This window comes from Desulfatiglans parachlorophenolica, from assembly GCF_055394735.1.
On the sequence record NZ_AP042460.1, the window covers coordinates 5,213,879 to 5,240,857 of the forward strand.

The 26,979-nt window shown below is 57.8% G+C and carries 23 protein-coding genes; 16 read left to right on the plus strand and 7 right to left on the minus strand.

From position 1 onward, the window contains the following. Positions 1 to 147: 147 nt before the first annotated feature. The 10 genes from ACZ500_RS24195 to ACZ500_RS24240 all read left to right on the plus strand — a co-directional run bounded on the left by ACZ500_RS24195 (position 148) and on the right by ACZ500_RS24240 (position 15,803). On the plus strand, positions 148 to 4,584 hold the full coding sequence (locus ACZ500_RS24195) for an FAD-dependent oxidoreductase (RefSeq protein WP_464229992.1): 4,437 nt from the start codon (positions 148 to 150) through the stop codon (positions 4,582 to 4,584). A 251-nt stretch (positions 4,585 to 4,835) separates the two neighbouring features. After that, complete coding sequence (locus tag ACZ500_RS24200; RefSeq protein ID WP_464229993.1) at positions 4,836 to 5,267, plus strand: hydrogenase iron-sulfur subunit; 432 nt, start codon at positions 4,836 to 4,838, stop codon at positions 5,265 to 5,267. Beyond that, positions 5,267 to 6,217, plus strand: coding sequence for a 4Fe-4S dicluster domain-containing protein (locus ACZ500_RS24205; RefSeq protein ID WP_464229994.1), 951 nt, complete (start codon positions 5,267 to 5,269; stop codon positions 6,215 to 6,217). The genes ACZ500_RS24200 and ACZ500_RS24205 overlap by 1 nt, the downstream gene beginning before the upstream one ends. Positions 6,218 to 6,287: 70 nt before the next feature. Continuing rightward, the gene (locus ACZ500_RS24210; RefSeq protein WP_464229995.1) at positions 6,288 to 7,331 is read left to right on the plus strand and encodes a 4Fe-4S dicluster domain-containing protein; all 1,044 of its coding nucleotides are present in this window, start codon (positions 6,288 to 6,290) and stop codon (positions 7,329 to 7,331) included. 146 nt (positions 7,332 to 7,477) lie between these two features. Beyond that, positions 7,478 to 8,320, plus strand: a complete 843-nt coding sequence (locus tag ACZ500_RS24215) for an FAD/NAD(P)-binding protein (RefSeq protein ID WP_464229996.1) — start codon at positions 7,478 to 7,480, stop codon at positions 8,318 to 8,320. A 399-nt stretch (positions 8,321 to 8,719) separates the two neighbouring features. Beyond that, complete coding sequence (locus ACZ500_RS24220; protein ID WP_464229997.1) at positions 8,720 to 9,145, plus strand: hypothetical protein; 426 nt, start codon at positions 8,720 to 8,722, stop codon at positions 9,143 to 9,145. Positions 9,146 to 9,384: 239 nt separating this feature from the next. Next, on the plus strand, positions 9,385 to 10,068 hold the full coding sequence (locus ACZ500_RS24225) for a CDP-alcohol phosphatidyltransferase family protein (RefSeq protein ID WP_464229998.1): 684 nt from the start codon (positions 9,385 to 9,387) through the stop codon (positions 10,066 to 10,068). Next, the gene (locus ACZ500_RS24230) at positions 10,065 to 10,514 is read left to right on the plus strand and encodes an NUDIX domain-containing protein (RefSeq protein ID WP_464229999.1); all 450 of its coding nucleotides are present in this window, start codon (positions 10,065 to 10,067) and stop codon (positions 10,512 to 10,514) included. Before ACZ500_RS24225 ends, ACZ500_RS24230 begins: the two co-directional genes overlap by 4 nt. Next, a complete protein-coding gene (locus ACZ500_RS24235; protein ID WP_464230000.1) occupies positions 10,496 to 13,909 on the plus strand; it encodes a YhdP family protein in 3,414 nt (1,137 codons plus the stop codon). Before ACZ500_RS24230 ends, ACZ500_RS24235 begins: the two co-directional genes overlap by 19 nt. Positions 13,910 to 13,937: 28 nt before the next feature. Next, positions 13,938 to 15,803 (plus strand): carboxyl transferase domain-containing protein, encoded by a 1,866-nt coding sequence (locus tag ACZ500_RS24240; protein WP_464230001.1) that lies wholly within the window; start codon positions 13,938 to 13,940, stop codon positions 15,801 to 15,803. Here the strand turns inward: ACZ500_RS24240 and ACZ500_RS24245 are convergent. Next, positions 15,786 to 16,061: a hypothetical protein gene (locus ACZ500_RS24245; protein ID WP_464230002.1), complete on the minus strand. Its 276-nt coding sequence runs from the start codon at positions 16,059 to 16,061 to the stop codon at positions 15,786 to 15,788. The two genes, ACZ500_RS24240 and ACZ500_RS24245, sit on opposite strands and share 18 nt — an antisense overlap. A gap of 52 nt (positions 16,062 to 16,113) precedes the next feature. After that, on the minus strand, positions 16,114 to 17,052 hold the full coding sequence (gene mdh / locus ACZ500_RS24250) for a malate dehydrogenase (RefSeq protein ID WP_464230003.1): 939 nt from the start codon (positions 17,050 to 17,052) through the stop codon (positions 16,114 to 16,116). A 647-nt stretch (positions 17,053 to 17,699) separates the two neighbouring features. On the opposite strand from mdh, the gene pyrR reads away from it, so the two are divergent. From pyrR to ACZ500_RS24280, 6 genes are all read left to right on the plus strand, one after another. Continuing rightward, positions 17,700 to 18,248 (plus strand): bifunctional pyr operon transcriptional regulator/uracil phosphoribosyltransferase PyrR, encoded by a 549-nt coding sequence (pyrR, locus tag ACZ500_RS24255; protein ID WP_464230004.1) that lies wholly within the window; start codon positions 17,700 to 17,702, stop codon positions 18,246 to 18,248. Positions 18,249 to 18,422: 174 nt separating this feature from the next. Beyond that, positions 18,423 to 18,815, plus strand: coding sequence for a secondary thiamine-phosphate synthase enzyme YjbQ (locus ACZ500_RS24260; RefSeq protein WP_464230005.1), 393 nt, complete (start codon positions 18,423 to 18,425; stop codon positions 18,813 to 18,815). A gap of 274 nt (positions 18,816 to 19,089) precedes the next feature. Beyond that, the gene (locus ACZ500_RS24265; RefSeq protein WP_464230006.1) at positions 19,090 to 19,335 is read left to right on the plus strand and encodes an FmdB family zinc ribbon protein; all 246 of its coding nucleotides are present in this window, start codon (positions 19,090 to 19,092) and stop codon (positions 19,333 to 19,335) included. 424 nt (positions 19,336 to 19,759) lie between these two features. After that, complete coding sequence (locus ACZ500_RS24270) at positions 19,760 to 20,017, plus strand: hypothetical protein (RefSeq protein ID WP_464230007.1); 258 nt, start codon at positions 19,760 to 19,762, stop codon at positions 20,015 to 20,017. A gap of 298 nt (positions 20,018 to 20,315) precedes the next feature. Next, complete coding sequence (locus tag ACZ500_RS24275; RefSeq protein ID WP_464230008.1) at positions 20,316 to 21,305, plus strand: DVU0298 family protein; 990 nt, start codon at positions 20,316 to 20,318, stop codon at positions 21,303 to 21,305. Beyond that, the gene (locus ACZ500_RS24280) at positions 21,302 to 22,489 is read left to right on the plus strand and encodes a hypothetical protein (protein ID WP_464230009.1); all 1,188 of its coding nucleotides are present in this window, start codon (positions 21,302 to 21,304) and stop codon (positions 22,487 to 22,489) included. Before ACZ500_RS24275 ends, ACZ500_RS24280 begins: the two co-directional genes overlap by 4 nt. Here the strand turns inward: ACZ500_RS24280 and ACZ500_RS24285 are convergent. The 5 genes from ACZ500_RS24285 to dsrA all read right to left on the minus strand — a co-directional run bounded on the left by ACZ500_RS24285 (position 22,419) and on the right by dsrA (position 26,827). Next, positions 22,419 to 23,078 carry a YkgJ family cysteine cluster protein gene (locus tag ACZ500_RS24285; protein WP_464230010.1) on the minus strand — a complete coding sequence of 220 codons (660 nt, stop codon included), beginning with the start codon at positions 23,076 to 23,078 and terminating at the stop codon, positions 22,419 to 22,421. The two genes, ACZ500_RS24280 and ACZ500_RS24285, sit on opposite strands and share 71 nt — an antisense overlap. A gap of 20 nt (positions 23,079 to 23,098) precedes the next feature. Beyond that, a complete protein-coding gene (locus tag ACZ500_RS24290) occupies positions 23,099 to 23,725 on the minus strand; it encodes a tetratricopeptide repeat protein (protein ID WP_464230011.1) in 627 nt (208 codons plus the stop codon). A 212-nt stretch (positions 23,726 to 23,937) separates the two neighbouring features. Next, positions 23,938 to 24,168, minus strand: coding sequence for a dissimilatory sulfite reductase D family protein (locus tag ACZ500_RS24295; protein ID WP_464230012.1), 231 nt, complete (start codon positions 24,166 to 24,168; stop codon positions 23,938 to 23,940). 37 nt (positions 24,169 to 24,205) lie between these two features. Then, positions 24,206 to 25,396: a dissimilatory-type sulfite reductase subunit beta gene (gene dsrB / locus ACZ500_RS24300; RefSeq protein ID WP_464230013.1), complete on the minus strand. Its 1,191-nt coding sequence runs from the start codon at positions 25,394 to 25,396 to the stop codon at positions 24,206 to 24,208. Positions 25,397 to 25,408: 12 nt separating this feature from the next. Beyond that, positions 25,409 to 26,827, minus strand: coding sequence for a dissimilatory-type sulfite reductase subunit alpha (dsrA, locus tag ACZ500_RS24305; protein WP_464230014.1), 1,419 nt, complete (start codon positions 26,825 to 26,827; stop codon positions 25,409 to 25,411). Positions 26,828 to 26,979: the final 152 nt, after the last annotated feature.

Below are 26,979 nucleotides of genomic sequence, written 5' to 3' on the forward strand. Positions count from 1 at the left end.
TTTTTGTCTGTAAAGACGAGCGGTTCAGCCCGTAGCCCGTCCATATTTTGGTTGACAATTTTCGACGCTACGGAGTAAGGTGCGCTGTGGCAAGTGAGGAGACCTGAGAAGGTCGCTTTTTTGAAGGATCGCTATGAGGAGAATGAGATGCCTGAGAGAGTGGTAGGTTCCGTCATGGTTGTAGGCGGTGGGATCGCGGGGATGCAGGCGGCGCTGGATCTCGCGGATTCCGGATATCTTGTACATCTGGTCGAGAAGTCCTCCGCTATCGGCGGTGTGATGAGCGAACTCGACAAGACCTTTCCTACCAATGACTGCGCCATGTGAATTATCTCCCCTAAACTGGTCGAGGTCGGCCGGCATCTGAATATCAATCTGATCACCTGCGCCGAAATCGCGGACGTCGCCGGTGAGGAAGGTTCCTTCACCGTTACCCTGAACAAGACCCCTCGATATATCGATCCTTTGAAATGTACGGCCTGCGGAGACTGCGCCGCGGTCTGCCCCGTCAACCTGCCGAGCGAATACGACCAGGGTCTTGCCGAGAGAAAGGCGACCTACAAGAAATATGCCCAGGCGATCCCGGGCGCGTTCGCCATCCAGAAGGCCGACAAGGCGCCCTGCCGGTTGGCATGTCCGGCCGGTCTGAACGTTCAGGGCTATGTGCAGATGGTCAAGCAGGGCAAATACGAAGAGGCCCTCCGGATCATTATGGAGGACCTCCCTCTGCCCGGGGTTCTGGGGCGTATCTGTCCGCATGGCTGCGAGGACGCCTGCCGGCGCTGCGAGGTCGACGAACCGGTGGCCATTCGGGATCTCAAACGGTTGGCGGCCGATCGGTTCGACCCGAGGGAGATCGCCATCGATTGCCTTCCGAAGCGGGCGGAGAAAGTGGCGATTATCGGCTCCGGTCCGGCAGGCCTGAGCGCGGCTTACCATCTTGCCAGGAAAGGCATTCAGTCGACCATCTTCGAAGCGCTGCCGGCTGTCGGTGGGATGCTCCGCGTCGGGATTCCGGGCCACAGGCTGCCCCGTGAGGTCCTGGACCGGGAAATCGAGGTCGTTACGCGTTTAGGCGTCGAGGTCAAGACCAATGCGGCGCTCGGCCGGGATATCACGCTGGGCGGCCTTTTCGACGAGGGCTACGGCGCGGTGTTCCTGGCAATGGGGGCCCACAAGGGCATCCAGCTGGGGATACCCGGCGAGAAGGCTCAGGGTGTCCGCCAGGGCGTCGATTTCCTGCGGGAAGTCAATCTGAAGGGCACTGCACCCGTCGGCCGGAAGGTGGCCATCATCGGCGGCGGAAATGTCGCGATCGACGTGGCCCGTTCGGCGGTCCGGCTCGGGGCCGAGGAGGTTCACATCATCTACCGGCGTACAAGGACCGAGATGCCGGCATGGGAAGAGGAGATCCAGGCGGCCGAGGACGAAGGGGCCAAGATCGTCTATCTGGCGGCACCCCAGGAGGCCTTGGTCGAGGATGGACGTGTCGTGGGGCTGCGCTGCATCCGCATGGAACTCGGTGAGGCGGATTCGTCAGGGCGCAGGCGGCCCGTGCCGTTGCCGGGCAGCGAGTTCGAGATCGAGATCGATCAACTGGTCCCCGCGATCGGACAGCGCCCGGACCTGTCTCCCGTTGAGGATACAGAGGACCTGGTTTTGACGCGCTGGGGAACCGTGGAGGCCGATCCGGTCACCTTTGCGACTGGGAAAAAAGGGGTCTTCGCCGGCGGCGATGTCCAGACGGGTCCCTGGGTGGCGATTGGGGCCATAGCCGCCGGAAGGGAGGCCGCTGAATCGATAGTGAGATATCTGGACGGCGTCGACATGGCGGCGGGCCGGGAGGTCGTCGCGAATCCCGAGCCGGTTTATCGCCCGATTGCCCCTGAGGTGGCGTTGCGCCGGCGGGCACGGATGCCCGAGCTCGATCTCGAGGCCAGGAAAGGCAGCTTCAAGGAGGTCGAACTCGGCTACGACGAAGAGGCCGGGCTCGCGGAGGCGGGGAGGTGCCTGAACTGTGGGTACTGCTGCGAATGCTATCAGTGTGTGGAGGCCTGCGGGGCCGGCGCCGTCACGCTCGAAACGCATCGGCAGAAGCCGGAGGTTGTCCAGGTGGATGTAGGTTCCATCATCCTTGCCCCGGGGTTCCGTCCTTTCGACCCCGGCCAGTATGACACTTACAGCTACAGCAAATTCCGCAACGTCCTCACCTCGATGGAGTTCGAGCGCATCCTCTCTGCGTCCGGCCCGACCATGGGGCACCTGGCAAGATTGTCAGACCACAAAGAACCCCGGAAGATCGCCTGGCTGCAATGCGTCGGATCGCGCGACATCAACCGGTGCGACCATGGCTACTGCTCTTCGGTCTGCTGCATGTACGCGATCAAAGAGGCCGTCATCGCCAAAGAGCACGCCGGAAGCGCCCTGGAGTGCGCGGTTTTTTTCATGGATATGCGGACCCACGGCAAGGATTTCGAGCGCTACTACGATGATGCGCGGGATAAACACGGTATCCGGTTCATCCGTTCCCGTGTACACACGATCGATGAGGTGGCGGAAAGCGGCGATCTGATCCTCAAGTATGCGAACGAGCAGGGGGAGTTTATCGAGGAAGCCTTCGACATGGTCGTTCTGTCGGTCGGGCTCGAGACGGCTCCTGAGGCTGTGCGGCTGGCGGGAGAGCTGGGTGTCGAACTGACGGAGGGGTCGTTTTGTAAAACGGCCTCCTTCGACCCCGTCGCCACGTCCAGGAGAGGCGTCTATGTCTGCGGTGCCTTCCAGGGGCCGAAGGATATCCCGCAGTCCGTGATCGAGGCCAGTTCCGCTGCGGCGGATGCGGGCGCGCTTCTAAGGGATGCCCGCAATACACTCACACAGGAAAAACAGCTCCCCGTGGAGCGGAACGTATTGGGCGAGCGGCCGCGGATCGGTGTGTTCGTCTGCCAATGCGGGATCAATATCGGCAGTGTGGTGGATGTCCCGGCTGTACGCGCTTACGCCGAGGGGTTGCCCTACGTCGAGTATGTAGCGGACAACCTCTACACCTGCTCACAGGATACGCAGGACATCATGAGCCAGGTCATCAGGGAAAAAGACCTGAACCGGATCGTGGTGGCCGCCTGTACACCGAAAACCCATGAGCCGCTGTTCCAGGAAACCTTGATCAGCGCCGGTCTGAACAAGTATCTCTTCGAGATGACCAATATCCGCAATCAGGATTCCTGGGTGCACAAGGGGGATCCGCAGGCCGCGACGGAGAAGGCGAAAGACCTGGTCAGGATGGCTGTGTCGAAGGTTGCCCTGATGGAACCGCTTGCAGAAACCAGCCTGGAGGTCAACCAGAAGGCGCTGGTGATTGGAGGGGGTATCTCGGGCATGGTCGCGGCCAGGACCCTCTCGGAGCAGGGCTATGCAGTTTGCCTGGTGGAGCGGGCCGGCACCCTGGGAGGACAGGCGAGGAGCCTCTTCCGGACCTGGAAGGGGGAGGATGTCCAGGCGCATCTCGGGACCCTGGTTCGGTCGGTCGAAAAGGACCCCAATATCGATGTTCGTCTCGATACCACGCTCGAAAATGTGGAAGGCTTTGTCGGAAATTTCAAGACGACCCTGAGCTGCGGCGATTCGCAGGATGAGCTGGTGCACGGGGTTGCGATTGTCGCCACCGGGGCCCACGAGTGGCGGCCCGACGTGTACGAATACGGCAAGGACCCCCGGATCCTGACGCATCTCGATCTGGACCGGCGGTTCATCCAGAATGACGCGGATTTGAAGAGGCTGCGGAGCGCCGCCTTCATTCAGTGTGTCGGAAGCCGTGAACCGGGGCGTCCGTATTGTTCCCGGGTGTGTTGTACCCATTCGGTGGAGAGCGCCCTGCATCTGAAGGAACTCAATCCCGATATGGATGTCTACATCCTTTACCGGGATATGCGCACCTATGGGGAGCGTGAGTACCTCTATCGAAGGGCGCGGCAGGCCGGCGTCATCTTTATCCGGTACGCCCATGAGAAGAAGCCCGTCGTGCAGCTTGGAACGGATGCGCTCGAGATTGTCGTGGATGACCACATCCTGGGCCGGCCGGTCCTGATCCGCTCGGATCTGCTTGTGTTGGCGGCTGCCATCATCCCCGAAAAGGATGAGGCTTTTGCACAGCTGTTCAAGATTCCTATGAACGCCGATGGGTTTTTCGTAGAGGCGCACGCGAAGCTCGGGCCCTCGGAGTTTGCGACCGACGGCGTTTTCCTGTGCGGTACGGCGCACTATCCGAAGCCCATCGATGAAACGGTGGCCCAGGCCAAGGCCGCCTGCTCGCGGGCTGTGACCCTGCTGGCCAGGAAGACCGTTCAAGTCAGCGGCACGGTGGCCCAGATCAACCCGGCGTATTGCAGCAGCTGCGGTGTCTGCGTAAGCGTCTGCCCTTATTCGGCACCATCATTCATAGAAAAGGGGCCTTTTGCAGGGAAGGCGGAGATCAATCCTGTGCTCTGCAAAGGATGCGGCTTGTGCGTCGCTTCCTGCCGTTCTGGAGCGATCAACCTGAAGGGCTTCGGGACGGATCAGATCATGGCGATGATCAATGAGATCTAGCATCGTTTCCGTCCTGAAATGATTGTCCCGCACGGGCAGATTTCTATCCGGAAATGGTCTTTGTGGCTTCCCGGGGTTTTCAGGCCTGGACGTCAGAGGGTGGTTGCAAGGCGGTCAACACCGCTTGACCGCAGGACGGGCCTCCGGTTCCGGGCTTCAATGGGAATCGGTCGCAGTCCCTGTCATACCAGATCCGATGTTCGCATGGAATATCGTCAACGTGTTTACGAATACAGGACCAGGAGAATGCAATGAGCGAATGGGAACCCAAGATCACGACATTTCTTTGTCATTGGTGCAGCTACGGCGCGGCCGACCTGGCAGGCGTCAGCCGGCTCCAATATCCGCCCAACTTCAGGGTTATCCGTGTTCCCTGTTCGGGACGTGTGAGCCCCAAGTTCATCTTGGCTGCCTTCCGGCACGGCGCCGACGGCGTCTGGGTCTCAGGGTGACACCCGGGAGACTGCCATTACCTGGAAGGTAATTACTATGCACGGAGAAAGTTCGCCCTTCTGAAGGGGCTGTTGGAGCACATCGGTGTCGAACCGGGAAGGCTCAATTTTTCCTGGATCTCTTCCGCTGAGGCCACCAAATTCGTTGAAGTGGCCAACAAAGTGGCGGACGAAGTGCGGGCTCTGGGCCCTGCGAAGTATTTGATCAAACAAAGAGCCGAGGTGGCATAATGTTGGAATATGCTGGCAAAATCAGAGAAGCAGCCAAGAAGCTGCTTGCCGATGGAAAGGTGGATGTCTTCATCGGTTACCAAAAGGGTTCGGTCCCGATGATGAACGAGCCTGTCCTGGTGAAAGATCCGGAACAGACGGAGATCCTCCACTGGGACAGTCACTGCGGTCTGAACCTCTGCAACTACCTCACCAAACGCACGGACAAGATCGGCATTGTCGCGAATGGGTGCAATTCCCGGAATATCGTGACGCACATCATCGAAAACCAGATCAAGCGGGACCAGCTCTATATCGTTGGGATTCCGTGTGAAGGTATGATCGATCACCGCGCCGTGGTGAGGGCTGTCAAGTACCGGGAGATTACCTCCGTCGAGGAAGAAGGTGGACGGTTCACCGTGAAGGGCCCGGGTTACGAGGAGACATTCGCCAAGAAGGATTTCCTCCGCAGCAATTGCGTCATATGCCGCCATCGGAATCCTGTGATTTATGACGAAATGCTGGGAGAACCCGTTCCGGAACAGACCGATATCGATGCGTATGAAGATGTCAAGAAGATCGAAGGGATGTCTTCGGAGCAGAAATGGGAGTTTTTCAATCGAATGATCTCCCGTTGTATCCGCTGTTACGCATGCCGCAACGCCTGTCCGCTGTGCTACTGCCCGACGTGTTTTGTGGATGAAAGCAGGCCGCAGTGGGTGGGCAAGAGCATCGATCCCACCGATACCATGACGTTTCATTTTTTGCGGGCCTATCACTGTGCTGGACGCTGTACCGATTGCGGTGCCTGCGAGCGGGTTTGCCCGGTCGGTATCCCGGTCAGACAGTTTACCAAAAAGCTCAACAAGGACGCTGAGGAACTCTTTTCCTGGGAAGCCGGTCTGACGCTGGATCAAAGGCCGCCCTTGGATGTCTACAGGCCGGATGACTACAACGCGTTTATCCGGTAGACGGCGTCACTCACTGCCGGGCGCCGGAGGGCTTATAAATCGTACAGCGAATAGACAAAAGGTAAATTCCATGACAGACAAGATATTCACTAAAGAAGAATGGTTGGAACGTCTTGTGGGCGTTAAGGGAGATTACAGGGTATTCGTTCCGGTCAAGGACGGGGATTTTCACATGTTCGCCCCGATCGACAACGGGAAAAAACCGGATTTCAATTACCAGAATACGCGGCTTTCCCCCAAGGGCTTGGTCTATCCTCAGTCCGAGCGTATGTTTGAATATTCCCTGGACAAGCAGGATGAGGATGCCTTTATCCTGAAGGAAGCCCCGAAAGACTACGCACCCCAGGCCGTTGTCGGTATCCGGCCGTGCGACGCCCAGGCATTCCAGATCGTGAAGATCAATTTCGACAACAAGGAATATCAGGATCCCTGGTGGGTGCAGCGGTTCGAGTCGTCAGTCCTGATCGGGCTCGGGTGCAACGAGCCCTGCGATACCTGTTTCTGCACCTCGGTCGGCGGCGGACCGTTTTCCGAAAAAGGCCTCGATGCGCTGCTCATCGATCTGGGGGATGCTTTTCTGTTTCGGGTCATCAGTGACAAGGGACAGGCCTTTCTGGACAAGATGGGCGGCGGCGCCGAGGCCGGCCAGGAGCAGGTCGAGAAAGCCAGGCGTCTCGCTCAGGACGCCGAGGGCCGGATGACGTCGCATGTCCCTACGGATAAGCTGAAGGACAGGGTCGTTCTGGACTTGTTCAATGCGCCCTTCTGGGAAGAAGTGGCCTTTGCCTGTATCAACTGCGGAACCTGTACCTATCTTTGTCCCACGTGCTGGTGCTTCGACATTCAGGACGAGACATACGGCAAGCAGGGTGACCGCCTTCGCAACTGGGATTCCTGCATGTATCCGCTTTTTACTCTGCATGGATCCGGACATAATCCAAGAGACAAAAAATTTCAGCGTGTCCGGCAGCGCTTTATGCACAAACTGAAATACTACGTCGATAAATACGGTGACGGTGTGCAATGCTCCGGATGCGGTCGCTGCGTGCGCTATTGTCCGGTAAATATCGATATCAGGAAGGTTTGCGCCCGGATGAATGCGTACGAAGGATAGATCTTTGACGCTCAGACGGCTGGAAGATTTTATGCGCCGATGCTCTTGCGGTGTCTTTTACTGACCGTCTTTGATAAGCGGGTGCGCTAAAGCGGGAAAGAAGCGTTAAAAGGGCGTCAAGAACGCGTGAGACAGGGGGTGTTTCATTGAAAAACGCATATTTACCCTATCCGGTTCGGATTGATAAGATAACGACAGAGACCGTTGATCGGAACCTCAAGACTTTCAGATTTGTTTTTTTGAATCCGGAAGACGAGGAGAAGTTCTCCTACACACCCGGTCAATTTGCCGAGTTGTCGATTCCGGGCAAAGGGGAAATCCCTATCGGGATCGCATCTTCTCCTACGGAAAAGGGCTTTGTGGCCTTTACCGTCAATAAGGTTGGACTCGTTTCTTCCTATCTGCACAACATGCAGGAGGGGGAGATCATGGGTATTCGGGGGCCGCTCGGGAACTGGTATCCATGGGAAGAGATGGAAGGGCAGAATGTCGTCATCGTGGGCGGCGGCTTCGCCTTTACGACCCTGAGGTCGAGCATCGTATATATGCTGGACCCTCAGAACAGGCCGAAATTCAAGGATATCATCGTTGTCTACGGGGCCAGGAATCCCGGTATGCTTCTGTATCGGGACGAGTTGGCTGCGTGGGAGCAGCGGGACGACATCCACATGCACATCACCGTGGATGGAACGGATGACCCCGACTGGAAATACAATGTGGGATTCGTACCGTCGATCACGGAGGCGAAGATCACCAGCGCCGAGGATGCGATTGCCATTGTCTGCGGCCCTCCTATCATGATCAAGTTTACCCAGCCGGTTCTGGAAAAGCTCGGGTTCCCGCCGGAGAAGATCATCCTTTCCCTTGAGATGAGGATGAAATGCGGCATCGGCATCTGCGGGCGGTGCAACATCGGTGATCAGTACGTGTGCAAGGACGGCCCGGTGTTTCCTCTGGCAAAACTGAAAAAAATGCCGCCGGAATACTGATGTGTTTTCATGCGCCCACACCGCGCGGGCGCCCTCTGATGGGCCCGGAAAAGGCCTTCGAGGCAGGATCTGAATCCATATGGGCGGAGGGCCCAAGGAAGGTTTCGGGTCCTGCGGGACGGTAAACAGGGCCCTGTCCGGCGCTGCAGGATCTATGGCGCTGCCATTGCTGCATTGAACGATGCGTTTTTCCTTTGCCGCCCCGGTGCAGAAATGGTTGTGAGAAGGGCACCGGGGACCGCGAAAGGGCGAAAATGGGCTGGGTGGTAATCCCATCCCATTTTTTTGTTGCACCGTCGAAAAGGAATCCTTTTCAGGCCCGTGGTCCGGTCCCCTAAACCCTGCTCTTCGAGAAGATCCCTCCCGTTTATACCTAAAGCGATATTTTAAGAGGAGCGAATGCGAGAAATGACCGATGAAAACCCTATCGTCTCTCTAGTCGGGAAAGGATCTTTTGAGTGGCTTTCCGGACGATTCGATCGGGAGACTCTCCTTGCGGATGTGCCGCATGATATCCTCACTGCCGTGGCTGGGATCGATGTCGCCACGCGTGATTTCGGGGCCGATGGAAACGCCGTGACGGCCATCGCGCTCGTCACGTTCGCTTACCGGTTGGCCGGGCGCAGACAGCAGGCTCATCTCGGGCCGAGAGATCTGCTGCTCGTCAAGGTCCTGGCGAAGGAGGAACTCAAGCGCAGAGACGGCCAAACAGCGTTTCTGCGCGTGCCCGAAGGCCTGCCATTGTTCGAGATTATAACCGGCGAAGTGGGGGAGTGTATCCGTTCGATGGCGACCATCAACAGTCCCTTCTGCCGGGGGGTGTAGCCTCGGCCGGGGGTTCGGTGCGGGGATGATCTCGTCGATGGGACGGAATGGGCCGTGCGGAACGAAAGGAACCTTCTGGTTCAGTTGCGATGGAAAGCCCTGCTCCGAAGGGGATCGGATACGGAAGACGGTGCGGAACGGGTCCGGACGTTTCCTCGAAGATACGCCCGGCGCTTAAGGATCTGGTTTCGCTATCCTTAAATGGATCTGTAGATTCCCGGAACTGAAGGAGGCTGCGTGTGAAGACTCTGGACATGAAAGATATCGGCGGAAAGATCCGCACCCGCTACTATGCCATCCTCGGTCCTCTCGAGGCTGTGTCGATCCGGTTGAATATCCACCCGGATACGCTGACGTTTGCGGGCCTGGTCCTGAGTGCCGCTGCAGGGTTTCTGGTCGGCGGCGGATCTTTTTTCTGGGGCGCCTGGGTGATTGCCTTGGCCGGGGTATTGGACACGCTCGACGGGAGTCTTGCAAGGCATACAGGACGGACCTCGAAGTTCGGGGCCTTTTTTGACAGTACGCTCGACCGCTACGGCGAGGCCTTCATCCTGACAGGATTTGCGTGGTTTTTCGCTGGGGGGAGCGACCCCGCCTCGGCGGGCGATGTATCGGGCCCATCGGAGGTTGCCCCTTGGACGATCGTCTGGATCCTGCTGGCAATGGCGGGAAGTTTTATGGTAAGCTATACCCGCGCAAGGGCCGAAGGGCTTGGGCTGCAGTGCAAAGAGGGTTTGTTCCAACGGCCTCAGCGCATGGCCCTGCTGGTGATTGGAGGCCTTCTGGGTGCGTTGCCGGTCGCGGGGCCTTATATTCTCAAGGGTGTCTTTTTTCTGCTTGCCTGTCTGACGAATGTCACGGCTGTCCAGCGAATCCTGCTGGTGCGCAAGGCCCTCTCCTCGAAAGAGCCGCTGGTTCCATGAAAACGTACCTCACCTGTCCCCGTTGCGGAGGCAAGGTTGCCTCCTATCGCAATCCTTTTCCGACGGTAGATGCCATTATCGAACGGGAAGACGGCGGGATTGTGTTGATCCGCAGGAAGAATCCTCCCTATGGCTGGGCGCTGCCCGGTGGATTTGTCGACTACGGTGAATCGCTCGAGGCGGCGGTAAAGCGTGAGGCCCTGGAAGAAACCGGTCTGCGGATAACCCTCCGATATCAGCTTGGCGCCTACTCGGATCCTGCACGGGATCCACGTTGGCACACCATCAGTGTGGTATTTGTGGCGCGGGGCGAGGGGGTGCCGAAGGCGTCGGATGATGCGGCCGAGGTCGGGGTTTTCTACCAGGGAGGATTTCCCGATCATCTTGCCTTCGATCACGAAACGATTCTGAGAGACTACTTCAGGCGATGCGGCGAAAGATCCTGAAGGTGCTTCTTCCACCTCTGCTCCTGATCGTATTGGGTGGGTTTCTGATGTTGCTGTCGGACCGCCTGATTCAGGATCCTGCGTTTCAGACATATATCCTCGATAAAATCGGAGAAAAAATCGGATTTGACATCGCGGCGGAAGAGATCACCGTCAATTGGCTGTATGGAGTCGGCATCCGGGCGCATGTGGTCGAGGCCGTTTCCCGCTCCGGCAGGATTCGTATGGAGGCCGCGGACGTAAGAATCGTTCTGTCTGCAACAGGATTGCTTCAGCGGGAGATCGCTCCGACCCGTATCGATGTGTATCGGCCCGTTGTGCATCTGCGGTCCATCGCCTCGGAGTCGGCTGGGCCGGCCATCGGTTGGGCCGGTGGGATTTTTCCCGTGTTGCTGCGTCAGTTCGGCGAGCTTGTCTCTCTGCGATTGGAAGACGGCCAATTGGATCTGAACCGTGGGTCCTTCCGGCTGAAGGATTTCGATCTGCTTGCCGAGCAGAGGGCAACCGCTCCTTTGACGGTCGATTTCAAAACGCGCGGACGGGTGATCCATGACCGGCGCGAATCGGTGCTTTCTCTCGAAGGCGAGGTGAAGGAGGACGCGGCCCATCCCGGCGCGCCGATTTGCCAAATGCGTCTTGAAGGACGGTCGTTCCCGATCTGGTGGCTGCCTTGGCCGTCCTTCATCCCTTGGGGCGGCGGGCGGATGGACGCGGATATTTCTTTGAAGGGCAGTTTGATACAGGGTTTTACGGGCGATGTCCGCCTGAAGGGAAGACAGTGCGCCTTCGAGATCCGAAAGGGGCAGCGGAGCAAGGCCTACCGCTTCAGTGAACTGGCATTGATCACCAAGGCCGCCTATGCCGATCGTCGCATCGAACTTCCCTCTTTCGTGCTGCAGGGCCCCGGTTTTGATTTTACCGGTTCTTCCGGGTTCGATTTGAACGACGCCGACGATCCGGATATCCGCATCGTAGCGAAGAGCGGTCCCATCAGGCTGGAAGATTTCATGCCCCTGATCCCTGATTCGATCCTTCCTGCCTGGTTGGAGAAAGACCTGTTTCCGCTCCTGAGGGATGGGGAGGCGGTCTTGAACGGGATTCGTGTGGCGGGGCCCGTGAGCCGGATCGGGTCCTTGAACGAGAGGCGCAACGCCGACACGCTTTCTCTTTCGATAGGCTGGAAGGGGTTGACGGCCGATACGCCCTGGGCTCCGGTTCCTTTTCGGTCGATTCCGGGGTCGCTCGAGATTTCCGATGAAGGATTGAGGATCCTGGGTGTCGGGGCGTTTTTCGGGCAATCGGAATTGCAGGCGGGGTCCATGACCATCTCCGATCTATATGAGAGGCACCCCGTTTTTGACTTTGGCCTGAAGGGGCGGTTCGATGTTTCCGATCTTGTAGCGATCGCCCGGAGGGTGCCGTTGCCGCCCGGCCTGAAGCAATGGGCTACGCGCGTGAAGCCTGAGTCGGTCAGCGGCAGCGTAGCAGCGGACGTCCGGGCCGTTTATGTATCGGGATCTGAATGGCCGGTCCTGCAGAGCGGCGTTTTAGAGGTGATCGATGCGCGATGGACGCCGGATGATTCGACGGCGACACTGCACTTGGAGCAGGGCACACTCGAACTCGATTTGGCCAGGGAAAGCCGCTTTTCCACGCGTTTCGATTGGGAAGGCTCGTCATTCGAAGTGGACGGAGCCTTCGGCCCAGGCTGGGAAAGCGGATGGGCGCTGAGCGGTCAGGGCGGGCTGGATCTCTTGAGACTGCTGCATCACACCGGCGCAGTGCCCTCGTGGCTGCCGGAGTTTCCGGGTAGAGTGCCTTGCCGGTTTTCTCTGGTGGCCTTGGACAAAGGGTGGGGGATTTCGGGTGAGTGGGACATCTCGGGTGTAGGGTGGAACGCGCCTTTTTTTTCGATTGAACTGCCGGATCAGGGCTGCCGGGTGACGTTCGAGGGCACGTATCTTCCTGACGAGAATATGAGGGTTGCCGGCAAGGCGGTGTTCTTTCTGGAGGATTCGACCGCCGAGGTCACGGGATTCGGCGATGCCGACCTGCTGCGCCTGAAGATCTCTTCCCCTTCTTTGTCCTTGAAGGGGCTTCGTTTCCGTCCGGTCCCGTCGGAGCGTGCTCCGCTCGAAGGGGTCCTGAAAGGGGACTTGAAGGTGGTCATCCCGAGGCGCTCTCCGAAAAACTTCTCCGCCGAAGGTATCCTCTCAGGCAAGGGAATGGCGTGGACCCTGCCGATCACCGCCATGTCGATTCGCGACGGGGCGTTCGCCCTGGCCTTGGACGGTGAATCGGGTGAGGTCGAGGAGCTTTCGTTTCTGTTGGATGGGGGCCGCGTGTCAGGCTATGGTACGCTCGACTCGCTCCGCGGGACGCCGCGCGGGGATGGGCACCTGGAGGTCGAGCGCGTCGATCTATCCCGTATTCTGGAGTCATTCAAGAAGAGCGACGCGTGGAAATCAGCCCGAAAAGACTGGGATTTTCCCCGCAAGGCCGATTTCGGGCTCTCCATGACGATCGATCAGGCTGAATGGAAAGGGCGGGCATGTGGAAGGTTGAAAGGCCGGGTGGTCCTGGCCGACGGGGCACTCGCTCTGGAGGAGGTCGAGCTGCAGATGCAGCAAACGCGTCTTTCCCTGACCGGTTCGGTGCGCCGGGGCCAATCCCCCTCGGTGCAGTTGTCGACCCATGTCCGGTCGGAGGGGCAGCCGATCAGCGGGATCACACAGCTTTGCGGGTGGAAGCCTACGGAGATCGAAGGGCACCTGAGCATGGAAGGGGTTTTTTTCTCGCACGGAGGACACCTCTCGGATTTTAAGCAGAACCTGGATGGCAGGGCTGCGGTGCGGCTCGAGGATGGGATCGTTCGCAGGTCCAATCTGATCATCAAAATATTGGAATTCCTGAGCCTGCAGAGGATCGTCGACCGGCGCCCGGATGATATTGCCCGCGAGGGATTTTATTTCCAGAGCATCGAGGGCCAGGTGGCGGCTGAAAAGGGGGTTCTCAAGAGCGACGACCTCCTGATCAGGAGCCCCGCTTTCAATGCTGCGGTGGAGGGGACGCTCGATCTTTTTACACGAACGGTCGCAATGGATATGGGTGTCCAGCCTCTCGGGACTATTGACAGCTTGGTGAGCCGGATCCCGGTGGTGGGTTATATATTGGGTGGTGAAGACAAGACCGTTCTGGTGTATCGTTTCAATATTCACGGACCGCTGGAAAGGCCTGAAATCGATTATGTGCCTCTCAAGAATCTTGGAGGCAGCGTGAAGGGTTATCTGGAGCGATTGATCGGTACGCCATGGCGGCTTCTCAAGGAGATAGGCAGAATCAGTAAAGAGATCGAACAGACCGAGCCGTTGGAGCCTGCAGAGGAAGGACTCTAATGGTCTGGTTTTCGAAAGGAATATCCAGATGGCTAAGATAGACCTGGTTGATATCTTCAAGCGCCGCACCCGTCATCCCTACAGGCCCCGTGCTTCTCACCTGGTGGAGCATCTTTTTCCGGATTTCAGCCCGATGGCGCCTCCGGGAGGATCTTTACTGGCGGGTGTTACCCCATTTGCCAGCCATCGGCTTTATGTCATCGCTCAGCAGAAGCCTACCCCCGATGATCTGCGCAGCAGCGAAGATCTCAAGAAACTCAATTACGGGATGCTGACCTCGGACGACCACGCCCGGATTCTGCAGATTCTGCGTGAGGCGGCTGCTTCGGATGCCGAGAAGACGGTTATTTTCAGTGTCATCGATACCTACGGGGCCGATATTTCGATGTATTCGGCCCAAAGGTTCCAGGCCTTCTTCATCGCACAGCTCATTCGCGCCTTCTTGACGATCCCGGTCAGGACCGTATCGCTGATCCTGGGGGAAGGGGGGAGCGGTGGGGCGTTGGCCATTCAAGTGACCGACATCCGAGGGCAGATGGAAGATGCGCTCTATGCTACAGCGCCTCCGGAAAGCATGGCCTCGATCGTTTTCCGCGATGCCACCCGGATTCATGATGCCTTGACGGTTCTGAAGCCTGCGGCCAAAGAACTCAAGGCGCTCGATGTAATCGACCGCATCGTCCCGTCTCCCGAGGATGTGACGGATGTCCAGGGGTTTGCCGGCAACGTGAAAGATTTCCTGACGAAGGCGATCAAAGATCTTTCGCGCAGCCATATCGGTAAACTGATCAAGCGGCGGGAGACGCGCGCCAAGTCTTACGGGGTCTCCAAAGGAGGCGGCCCGCTTTACGACATCAAGCGGTACATCGAAAAGCCTATCAAGATGGCATTCCGCAAACCCGCGCCGGACATCAAGATTGTCAACTACTCGAGCCTGACCGAGGTAGGGGATGACTACGGCCGCATGGATGGCAGGGCCGAGGATACGGAGTTTATCGAGTGCGGGTCCGGGAAGAACGGGGAGGGCAAGCGGCAGGGATGCGGCAAGCTGATCCCTCTCAAGGACTTCCTGGACAATTTTCATGTCTGCCCCGAATGCGGATATGCCTATATCCTGAGCGCGACGGGATGGATCGACTGTCTAGCGGATACCGGGAGCTTCCACGAACTTTATCGAAATCTGAGCGTGGAAGATCTCCTCGAAGAAGATGCCATGACCAGTTATTACCGTGATTTTCTGGCGAAGCAGGAGGGGCGGTCCCACTTCAACGAATCGCTCGTGGTGGGCAGCGCGCAGATCCACCATTTCAAGGTGGTCATGGCCATCAGCGAGTTCTATTACTGCGGCGGATCGATGGGAGTGGTCTTTGGGGAGAAGTTTCGGAGGGCTGTCGACTACGCGATCCAGGAGAATATTCCACTGGTCAGTTTGTGCTGTTCGGGTGGGGCGCGGCTTTACGAAGGCATCTCGGCCCTGATGCAGATGGTGAAGACGGTGGAGTCGGTCAATCGCCTCAAACGGGCCGGACTGCCTTTCATCTCGGTGCTGGCGGATCCTTCGACGGGCGGCGCGATCGCGAGCTATGCGGCCTTGGGGGATGTCATCATTGCCGAGCCCGGAGCCCTGGTGATCTTCGCCGGCCCGCGCGTGATGAAATCACGCGGGTTTCAGGTCGAGGAAAAGCTCGTACGTTCTCATTTCCTGCACCAGATTTCCGGGGAGATCTATGATCGGCTCGATTATTACCACGATATACGCGGCATCCAGGAGATCTGTGAGCGGAGGCATATGAAGTACAGCATCGCGAAGTATCTGGAATTCTACAGACGAACGGGCATGCGGCTGCCGCGCAAGACGCGCAGGAAGAAGGGCCGTTCAACGGCTGTCTGGTGATTTTTCGAGCAGTTCCCTGATGGCAGGCACCACATAGACGCCGCTCAGATCGAAGCGCCTCAGGGATTGGAGCAGAAGATCCATTTTCTCTTCGATGCAGATCCGCTTGTCGACAATGATAACGGGCCTGCCCCGTATGCGGCACAGGCCCCCCTTGCTGAGAGCGATCTTTCCATGTGAGAGATTTTCATAACGGATCCCGACCTCCAGGGCTGCCGCCAGGGATTCGAGACCCTCTATGATTTCCCCGTTCGTCACGTTCGTCCTCCGGTTGCCGGACGGTGTTTTAAAGAAAGATCAGCGACAATCGTCAGCCCCTCAACCGTTCCATGTCCTTCACCAGTGCCCTGACCGCATCTGCGGAACGCTGCAGGGCCTTGGCCTCTTCATCTGTCAGACGGATCTCTACGATCTCTTCGATCCCTGCCGCACCCAGCTTGGTCGGGACGCCGATGAAAAGGTCCTTGATGCCGTATTCACCCTCCAGGTAGGCGGCGCAGGGAAGGATCTTATGCTTGTCTTTGATAATCGCCTCCGCCATTTCGACGGCAGCAGATGCCGGCGCATAATAGGCGCTGCCGGTCTTGAGCAGTCCGACGATCTCGGCGCCGCCGTTCCGCGTCCTCTGCACGATAGCTTCGATCTTGGACGGGGAAAGGAGTTCCGTAATGGGAATGCCCGCCACAGTAGAGTAGCGCGGCAGGGGGACCATGGTGTCCCCGTGCCCACCGAGTACGAAAGCGTGGGTGTTTTCGACGGACACGTTCAATTCCATGGCGATAAAGGCGCGGAAGCGGGCTGAATCCAGTACTCCGGCCATGCCTATGACGCGGTTCTTGGGAAAACCGCTCGCTTCGAAGACGGCATGGCACATCGCATCGAGCGGGTTGCTCACAATGATCAGGATCGATTCAGGCGCCACCGCCGCGATGGATTTGGCCACCCCGGATACGATGCCCATGTTCGTCGCAAGGAGGTCGTCGCGGCTCATGCCCGGTTTTCGGGGGATGCCCGCGGTGATGATGACGATATCCGCATTGGCGGCGGCGCTGTAATCGCCTGTTACACCCGTGATCTTGGCGTCATGCTTTTCGATGGGGGCGGCTTCGGTGAGGTCGAGTGCCTTCCCTGCAGGGACCCCTTCGAGGATATCGACGATAACGACGTCGCCTAATTGTTTCTCCGCCAGACGCATGGCGGCGGTGGCCCCTACGTTTCCGGCTCCGACTACAGCGATCTTGTGCTTCATGTTGTCCCTCCCTGGTTGGTCTGTTGATGGTGTGTCAAATCCGCGTTATCGCGTTTTTCTCCGGGAGAAGATCCCGGGAGTTCGTTGATCTACCATACGAACGTTCAGAGCTAAAGGTTCCATCCGGAAATGAGCATTTTTCTTCACCTGTTTCGCCGCTCGGTCCCAGCCGTTCGGGGCGGGTTCCAGGTTGGCTGAGTCAAGGAAATCAAGCGGCGCTGCGTAGCGACCTTCAGGTCGCCGCACGGGCAAACGTGCAGACATATACCGAGATTGGCCAAAAAGACCTTCAATCTCCTCGGGATGGGCGGCAAGTTGTCCCAGGATGGATTGCCGAGCGCCGCTCTCAGGCGCTGCCCCTTGAAAGGTTCAGAGACGCGATTGGTCTGATAACGTGTGGGTTGGATTCGAATACTTGAAAAAGCCGATGCCTCCGTTATAGGGCGGTCCGGTGCACGGCCGGCTGTCTATCCCTCAGGAATCCGACCGTCGAAAAGAGTCAGACGAGATTATAGAACAATTGAAATTTTCAGGTCAAGCCGTCAACGTCATCGGTGTGGTAAGTACTGATTCTGAATAGGAATTGATTGACTTCAACGCGTTTGGTAAGCAATAATAGAAATATTAATGACATAGGCGGGTAAAGCATGGAAAAGAAAGTGGTGCTCAGGGAGCGGGATATTTCTGACAATCTGCAGTCCATCGCTGAAGCGATTCTCCAGCGGAACCCTATTCTGAAGGATGTCGTGCTGGTGGGTATCAGAACAGGGGGAGCTTTTCTCGCCGCCCGGCTGCAGGATGTCATCAAAGAGAAGACTGGGACGGTCTTGCCTATGGGGGTACTGGATATTACCTTGTATCGGGACGACTGGACGAGGATCGGTCCGGCGCCGGTGGTGGGAAAAACGGAGTTGCCTTTTTCCGTCGATGACAAGACGGTCGTCCTGGTTGATGATGTCCTGTTTACGGGGAGGACCGTGAGGGCCGCCATGGATGCCCTTATGGATTATGGCCGGCCGCGCCGGATCGCGCTGGCCGTGCTGGTCGACCGGGGCGAACGGAACCGTGAACTGCCTATTTTTGCCAACTATGTCGGTGCTGTCTACGAGAGTTCCGCCGACACGACAGTCAATGTTTACCTCAAGGAAGAGGGATATTACGACCACGTCGCGATAGAAGAAAAGGGGATCATTTGAGGGCGGCTTCTTTCACCCGCAGAAGATGCGCGCCTGAAAGAATTGCTTGACGCGTCTGAGACGGCTTCCTCGGATTTGCTGGCGGTCGTTTCCCCTGAGAAAGATTTCCTCGACATCTTCGCGGGGAGGAAAGGTCCCTGATCCTCTCATAAAGGAGAAAAGGAGAGGTTTCACATGCCCGTATCGATTTGTGTCAAGAGCGGCGTCAGGGCCGAGATGATCGACATAACGGGTCCGGTGCGGGAGATGGTACGACAGGCCGGCGCCAAAGACGGTCTGTGTTTCGTCTATGTTCCCCATACGACGGCGGGCGTGACCATCAACGAAGGTGCCGACCCGGATGTCTGCAAGGATATCCTTGACAGACTGGAATTTCTGGTGCCCAGGAATGCCGGGTACCGGCATGCGGAGGGCAACGCGGATAGCCACATCAAGGCTTCTTTGATGGGGAGTTCCGTCACCGTCCTGGTGGAAAAGGGGAGCCTGGTGTTGGGTACGTGGCAGAAAATCTTCCTGTGCGAGTTCGACGGGCCCCGGACCCGGAAGGTCTTCGTCGCCTTCAGATAAAGGGAAGGGATGGTTCCGTTTCCGGGGGGCTGGTTGCGGGGCGCCCGGGAGTTCGATGAAGTGGTTGATGCTGTTGCAGCCCTTCTCCCATACCGGAAAAGACAACGGGCGTCATTCCATTCGGCGCAGACCTCAAAGAGGCCTTTTGGGGCATTCCTGCGGCAGGAGGGGAAAGGATCATGACCGGTCCGATGGCGTGGATGCATCGTTTGACAATCCTAAGTTCAAGCACTAAGATAACAGCAAATATGTGTCTCGGTAAGGAACCATAAAAATGCCTATCTATGAATTTCGCTGTCTGCAGTGTGGTGCGTTTGTCGAGAAGCTCCTGACACGCTCGGAAGAACCGGTCGAGTTGATCTGCCCGGAGTGTCATTCCGAATCCTTCGAACGGGTGGTGAGCCGGACCAGTTATGTGATGGGCGTCGGACCCGGGGGTAAATCTCCGAAAATTACGACAAAATCATGCGGTGGGTCCAACCAGTGTATGACTCTGGATCTTCCCGGCCCTGGAAAATAGTCTCGAATTGGAGATGATCTTCCACACCCTTTGAAGTTCCGCCTTCCAAATGGCCTTTTACTTCCGCCGGCGAGACGGCCGGGGGCGTTGCTGTTCACGGATTGTTGCCTCGCTTGCTTGAATCTCCCGTGCCGCCGATGCCGGATCGCCTCTGGAGGGGTGTCTTGCCTCCGGGCGGTTTTTTGCTGCCCGCCTATCAGGACTTGCCCGGAGGAATGCGTTGAGGGGAGAATGGACCTTTTGACCGAGGATGGTTCCGTTGCTGGAACTCCCTTTGGTTTCAAAAATCGTCGACCGGACAAGTCCTGTCGCGTTCGCTCTGATTTCAGTCTGCGAATGAACGTCCATGCTCGGCCGGCGCTTTGCGCTTTGGGTCGATCGAGGGGCGTGGGGATCTGCGAGGTTGCGAGACGGGATCGAGACCATGGTCGAGAATGAACCGAAGCCTGAAGCGTTGCGGGAGTTGAGCGCGGACGACGAAGCGCATATCATGCAGCTTTTCTATGACAGGATGGTTCCCCTGCTCGCGCGCGCCGACGCGCGGATCGGGGCCCTGAATTGTCGTTTTGCGGGAGAAGTTTATAGGCACTGGAATCTCCATTTTTGCTCGGCGGGGGCCTCTTTTCAGATCAGGGATTTCGAATACGACGAAACGAGCGATGATCTGAGCCTGGACCTTTGATGCGGGTCGGGGGCGGTGGGGTTTCAGAGAATGCCTCGGGTAGTGTAGCCCGGCTCGCATTGGGAGTCCATTTCCCTTCGCTATGAAAGGCACCTGGGGAGCCTCTCAGGGGGCGTTTTCAGACCTCGCTTCAGCTTTTTTACCCGTTTATGGCGAGCCTTCATCAAGGCTGAGGATAAGATACATGATATTGGATCAACAGCTTCATGGAAGAGATTTTATCAAGCGGCCGACCTGTCCTTTTTGCGGGCTTCTGGTTGAACCCCCAAAGGAGCTGAGGACCTGCAGGCAGGGTGAAATGCCCGTCGGCACATGCAGCTGCGGGGCTGTTTATGCCTGCGATGTCACGGGTCGTCACAGCGGAGAGGCCCTGATCGAGTCCCTCGTTTTCTCCTGTGACATGGACTGGGATTTGGCCTGGAATCTGCTGCCGGAGGAGGACTACCTGTACGAGATCGTCGACCATTACGATCTTGCCAACCACATGATCGTTCCGGGTGGCTTTTTCGAAGGGCGGCGTGTTTCCGGGGTCCTTTTTTTCGTCCGCTTGCATGAGGATGTCCTGGAGGTGACGGCAGAGGGCGTCAGGCGAAAAATGGAGGATGCCGTTCCTTCTTTTTTCGAGCGCAGGATGCGCAGACGCCCGGTGAAGCGTAAGATCTCGAAAGCGGAAGTGGAACGGCTGGTCCAGGATTTCGATGCGGATGCCTTGGTGGAATTCGCACGGGAGGACCCGAAGATCATCCGTATGGTGCAGAGATTCCTCTATTCGGGTGATCGGCTTTTCAGACAACGTGCTGCGGATTTGCTGGGGCGCATTACCGCCGTGGTAGGGGACTCTGAACCAAAAGCGGTTTCCAATCTCCTCCAAAATCTGTTTTATGCGGTCTCGGATACGGCTGCGTCGACATGGGGGGCCTTCGAGGCGATTGGAGAGATTATCGCCCGTAAACCGGACCTCTTTGCCGGCTATATGCCGCAACTCTATCCGTTCCTTGCCGATGCGACGCGCCGATCCCAGGCGGTGCAGGCCCTGGCGAGAATCGCTGCGTCGGTACCCAACCTGATGCGCAAGATCACCTTTCACCTTATTCCGCTGTTGAAAGATCCGGATCCGGATGTCCGCGGACAGACGGTCAGGCTGTTGGGGTATATCAAGGCTGGTGAGTTGAGGGAGGACATAGCCGAGCTTCTGTCGGATGAACACGAAATCATCCTGTATGATTCGGGGCATCTCGAAAGGACTTCTGTAGGGGCCGTGGCTGCGGAGGCCCTTCGGCGCCTATGAAGATCCGTTATCGTATCCACGGTCTCAACGGTGACCGGGAGCTCGGGGCCGCCGATCTTGCCGCTCCTTTTATGCTTGGTCCTGGCAGGCCCCATCCTCGAGTGAGCGTTGGAGATTTTTTCGAGGCTGTCAAGGATTTCGTGACGGCGGACTACGTTTTGCGTGAGCCTCTTTCACCGGCCTTCAAAAGAGAGATGCTGCCGGCCCTGCGAGGCGCGGGAGAGGGTTCGATCCGGATGGAGAAGCATGGGGCCTTCTATCATATCGCCTGTTTTGAGTGGGCGTATCAGGGAAGCGAGCGCAGGTTTGCGGTGGTGTCCGCCCTGGAGGAGGCCGGGAAGCGCTTTCTCGCAGAGGATGTCCGGAATATCGGCCGTCTTCTGAAGGAAAGGGGAGGGGATGATCTTCCCGCGCTCTATTGCATGGCGGAGGTCCGGCCGCCCGCAGGCCTGGACAGGCCCGGCTGGACCATGGTCTTGGCGGAATGGCTCGACGGTTGCCACGAGTGGCATCATACCGTCGAGGAAGAAGCCTCCCGTATCCTGATCTGGGAGCGGATCGGGGCGCGACGCTATGCCGACGAAGCGGAATATGCCGCAATCTATCGCGGGATCGCCAGGCTTCTGACTTTGCGCTACAACCCGGTGACCTTCGAGCGGATCGATCTCTGGCATCATGCGGCGGGAGATTTCATTGTCTGTGGAACGGGCGATGAACTGCGGGTCAAGCTGACTACGGTCAGACGTTATGCGCCTATGCCCTTTTTTGCCGGAGAGCGGGGCCTCGATCCCAGGGTCCCACTGGTCTATTTTTTCCTGGAATCGGCGCTCAAGACAAGATGCGACCGATGCGACGGCGTCGGGGAGTTGGTCTGGGCAAACGACGACGCGCTGGGCCCGACACTGGACGGTTTTTGCCAGGGTCTGGAGGAATGGAACCCGGATCGAGCCGGTGTCCCTCTAGGGTCGGCTGATGTTATGGGGCTCCTCGAGCAGTTTTCAGCGGATGAATTCCACGAAATCTATGATTCTCTGCTCCCGCTTTACGAAGGAGGCGATCCGGAGGAGCTTGAGCTGATGCAAACCCGGTTGCCACAGCACTGCGCCGCTCTTGTCAGGTCCATCCAAAATGCGTCCGCACGATCCCGTCCAGCGGTTGGCCAAGAGCGGCCGGCAATGAAATGAGGAGATCGGCTTTCAGGGGGTCGCCGTACTTCAACCTTTCGAGCAGTGCCCTGGACAGGGCGTACAGCTCGCGGAAGACGGCGTCCAGGGAGAAGGCGGGATAGGGCTCATCGGCCCGAAAACCTGATTTGGGGCAGGCTCGGATGCGCCCCTGGATGACGGTCGGGATGCCGTAGACACGGCAGGTGATGGGCCGCCACGGGTAGATGGCGCACAGCCCCGTGTCGAGCAGCATGGGGCACCGAATCCGCTCCTCGGCCATCAGGCGGTTCGATTGCACGGGGTCGCCCGCGATCGGTAGGATCCGGGTCTGAAGCTTTTCGATTGCTTTGCGGCTTTTTTCGCTGCGAAGCAGCGCTTGGCGCCGGTCTTTGCGGGGAAGGCCCTCGAAATGGATGTGAATCCACGTCGCTTCGATCAGGAAAAGGCCGAAGACGGCATGGCAACAATCCCGGCAGCCCGGTTTGCAGAGAACACGATCGCCGTAATCGGACTGGAATCTTCGAAAGGCGGTGTCAGCCGCAGCAGCCAGGCCTTGGTAGCGGTCGAAAAGATCCTGCCGGAGGTTTGGGGTCTCGCGGGTTATCACGATGGCTCTGCTCGATCCTGCTATGCCTTCCGGTAAGGAATCAGCCGCTTGATGAACTCAGGGTGTGCCTCGAACCCGAGAGCGATGGCGCGGTCCAGGTGTTCGATTGCCTTGGAGTAGTCTTCGGCCGCATAATAGGCGAAGGCGAGGTTGTTGTGCCCCAGCGCGAAATCCGGCGCGAGCGCTAGGAGTTCTTTACCGGTTTCGATCGCTTTTTCGATGTCCTCCTTCTGGAGGTAGGCGTTGACCAGGTTGTTCCAGGCCTGAGCGATCTTCGGGTTGAGTTCGATGGCCTTTTTCAGGGCCTCGATCGCCTCGTCCGTGCGGGCCATCTGCAGGTAGGCGAACCCCAGATTGGCGTAACCTCTTGCATAGCGGGGTTCCAGCCCGATAGCCTTCAGATTGGACTCGGCGACCCGTTCGAGGTCGCCTTTCTTGAAATAGATGTATCCGAGGTTTACATAGGCCTCGAACATCCTGACGCTGTTCCCGATGGCGTCGTTGAAGACCTTGATGGCCTCGTCCAGGTGGCCGCCCTCCATCAGCGAGACCCCGAGATTGTAGCTCGTGTTGGCGCATTCGGGATTGGCCTTCAGGATCTCTCTCTGTTCCGCGATAAATGCTTCGGAATCTTGCGGTACTTTCATTTCTTCACCTTCTATCGATCAATCTGTTGGTTCGGTTCATAGGGTAGCGAGACCTCCGGACGGTGTCCATCCGGGATTGGCTATCCGATCGTTGAAGAGTCTCCGCGCCGCCCTTTCTTCGAATCGAGATGCAAAGAGGTCGCCGGCCACATGGGCCGACGACCTCGAGTCATTCTCCGCCATCCCTTTCAGGATACCGGGTGGACAGGCGGCTAGTGGTCTTCCGTCTGGCCTCTGCCTTTCAGGCCGTACATGGTGCTGCTTCCGGTCGAAAAGTAGATCAGCTTCTCTTCGTTGATCAGCGCCGTCGCCGCCTTCTTGATCTCGCGGGACTTTGCATCCGGAATGGTTTCCTGAACGGCCTTTTCCATATCCTTGAAATAGAACTTGGACTTCTTGCTGCTTGTGGCAAAGTCCATAATGGCCTTTTTGAGATCTTCCATTTCAGCTCTCCTTTAATGAGACGCAGTCGGCCCGGGATTAGTCCTCGATCCCGCCAGCGGCTCTCGAAACCTCCCAAGCGGCCTCGGTGTACTTGAACTGCGTGGAGGTTCTATAAGTATCGTACTGCAAGCGGTAATCATCGATCAGGTGCGCGGTGAAGGGGATGTTCGTCTTTTCGAAGAACTTTTCCCATCCAATCCGCTCGGCCCAGTCGCCGAGCCGCTCGTATTTCTTGGCGTCGGAGGCATAGGCTTCGATGATCTGCTTGACGGTCTGACATACCTCGGGATACCTGGGGAAGTTGTTGGGCAGGAAGGGCACAACGACCTTGGAGAACTTGGGAGCCGAGATCCGGTTCGAGATCTTGCCGCCGGCCAGGATGGTCACGCCGTCGCCGTCTTTGTCCGAAAGCGGCAGGGCCATGCACATGGTATAGCAATTGCCGCAGAACATGCAGCGTTCTTCCTTGATCTTGACGGCTTTCTTGCCGGATTCCGTCTTGGCCGGGGAGATGGCGCCGGTTGGGCAGGCCGCGATGACCAGAGGAATCTCGCACACCGAATCCAGGACCTCTGCGTCGACGATCGGCGGTTTGCGATGGTAACCGAGCAGTGCGATATCGGAGCAGTGCACGGCGCCGCACATATTCAGGCAGCATGCCATGGAAACGCGGACCTGCGCCGGCAGGGTCATGCCCTGGAAATAATCGAACAGATCGTCCATCACCGCCTTGACCATGGAGGAGGCATCCGTTGCCGGGGTATGGCAGTGAATGTAACCCTGGGTGTGGACGATGTTGGTCAGGCCGGCACCGGTGCCGCCGATGGGGAACTTGTAGCTGCCGGAGACGTGCTTGCGGCTCTGGAGGTCCTTTTTCAAGGCCTCGAGCTTATCGGAGCTGTCCACCAGAAATTCGATGTTGTTCCGGGTGGTGAAACGCAGATGTCCTTCGCAGTATTTGTCGGCGATATCGCAGATCTCGCGGACGTGCTCGACGGTCATGAAACGGCAGCCGCCGCAGCGCACGGTGAAAACCTTGTCGCCGGTTTCGGAGAAGTGGACCAGAACGCCGGGTTCGAGGATCTCGTGGTGGGTCCACTTGCCGTAGTTATTCCGGATGATCGGGGGAAAATACTGCCAGAAATGCCGCGGACCGAGGTCCGTAATGCGGTTTTCCATGGGTTTTTCAGGGTTATAAAGTCCCAGTCTTTCGGTTGATAGAGCCATGAGTGATACCTCCTATCTTTTGTGTCTGGATCGGTAGTCGTTGATGTCGCGCTGCCAGCCGCCGGGAACGTCTTCCTCTTTCCAGAAGATATAGGGGTTGCTGCGCGGCTCTTTGACCATCTGGGGCATGGGAGGAATCTCCAGAACCTCGAGAAACTTTGGAATGCCGTAGCGCTGGATCAATTCACCCAGCCGCTCGCGGTTTTTCCCCTCTTCCATCCACCAATCCCAGACCTTTTCGACGATCGCTTTGATGTTGTCGTATGGGGGTTCCGCCTTCATGAAGGGAATGGTCAGGACGGACATCTGAGCGCCTTCGAGAATGGGGGCCTTGGCGCCGAAAAGGAGGCTTACGCCCGTGTCCACGCCCGGCCGGAGGGCCTTGGGCATCACGTTGATGCAATGCATGCACCGGGTGCATTCCTTGTCGTCGATCTTGAGCTTGCCGCCTTCCATCCACATGCACTGGGTCGGGCAAAGGTCGATGACTTCCTTCTGGATGTCGAATTTACCCCAGTCTCTGCCTTTGTGGGCGCCGGCGTTGGGTGGAATCTCGCCGCCGATGTAGGCCTTGACCGCTTCCTGGTCGATGCGGATGTTATCACGCCAGGTGCCGATGAAAGACATGTCGGAGCGGGCGATTGAGGCCACACAGCCGTTGGGGCAGCCGTCGAACTTGAATTTGAATTTGTAGGGGAAGGCGGGCCTGTGAAGCTCGTCCTGATAGTGGTGGGTCAACTCATAGCACATGTCCTGGGTGTCGATGCAGGACCATTCACAGCGGGCCTTGCCGATGCAGCAGGAAGGTGTGCGCAGGTTGGATCCCGATCCACCGAGGTCCTGCTGGAGGATGTGGGTCAGCTCGTAGAAAATGGGCTCGAGCTGTTCGGTGAAGGTCCCGAGGAAAATGATGTCGCCGGTCGAACCGTGCATGTTCATCAAACCGCTGCCGCGATATTCCCAAAGGTCGCACAGGGAGCGGAGATAATCGGTGTTGTAGAACTTGCTGGCCGGCTGATTGACGCGCATGGTGTGGAAATGGGCGATGGAGGGGTATTTCTCGGGCATGTCGGAATACCGGCCGATGACGCCGCCGCCGTATCCGAAGACACCCACGATACCGCCGTGCTTCCAGTGCGTTTCACCGTCATTGAACGAATCCTGGAGCTGTCCGAGCATATCTTCCACGACGTCTCTTTCGATCAGCATACGGTCGGCGGAGAGTTTGCGGCGGTGCAGGGCCTCGCGTTTCGCATCGGCGACGAAGCTCGGCCAGGGGCCTTTCTCGAGATCGTCCAGCATGGGCGTGGCGTGCTTGATCTTGAAATTCTTGAGTTCGTCCTCGGTGTAATTCTTGAGCTCGCCGTCCTTGTAGATGCGAAGCTCTTGATATTTTAGTTCTTTTTGCGGTTCTTTTGCTTCGAAAGCCATTATGAGTGCCTCCTTCTACGTGGGAAAATAGATATTCTTGCAGGAGTAACCGTCCAAGAAAAATATGGTTTACTTCACCTCCTCCCTCCAGATTTGACCTGACCTTATTCGCTGACACAGGGATGTCGACCGTGTGTGAGATCCCCAAAAAC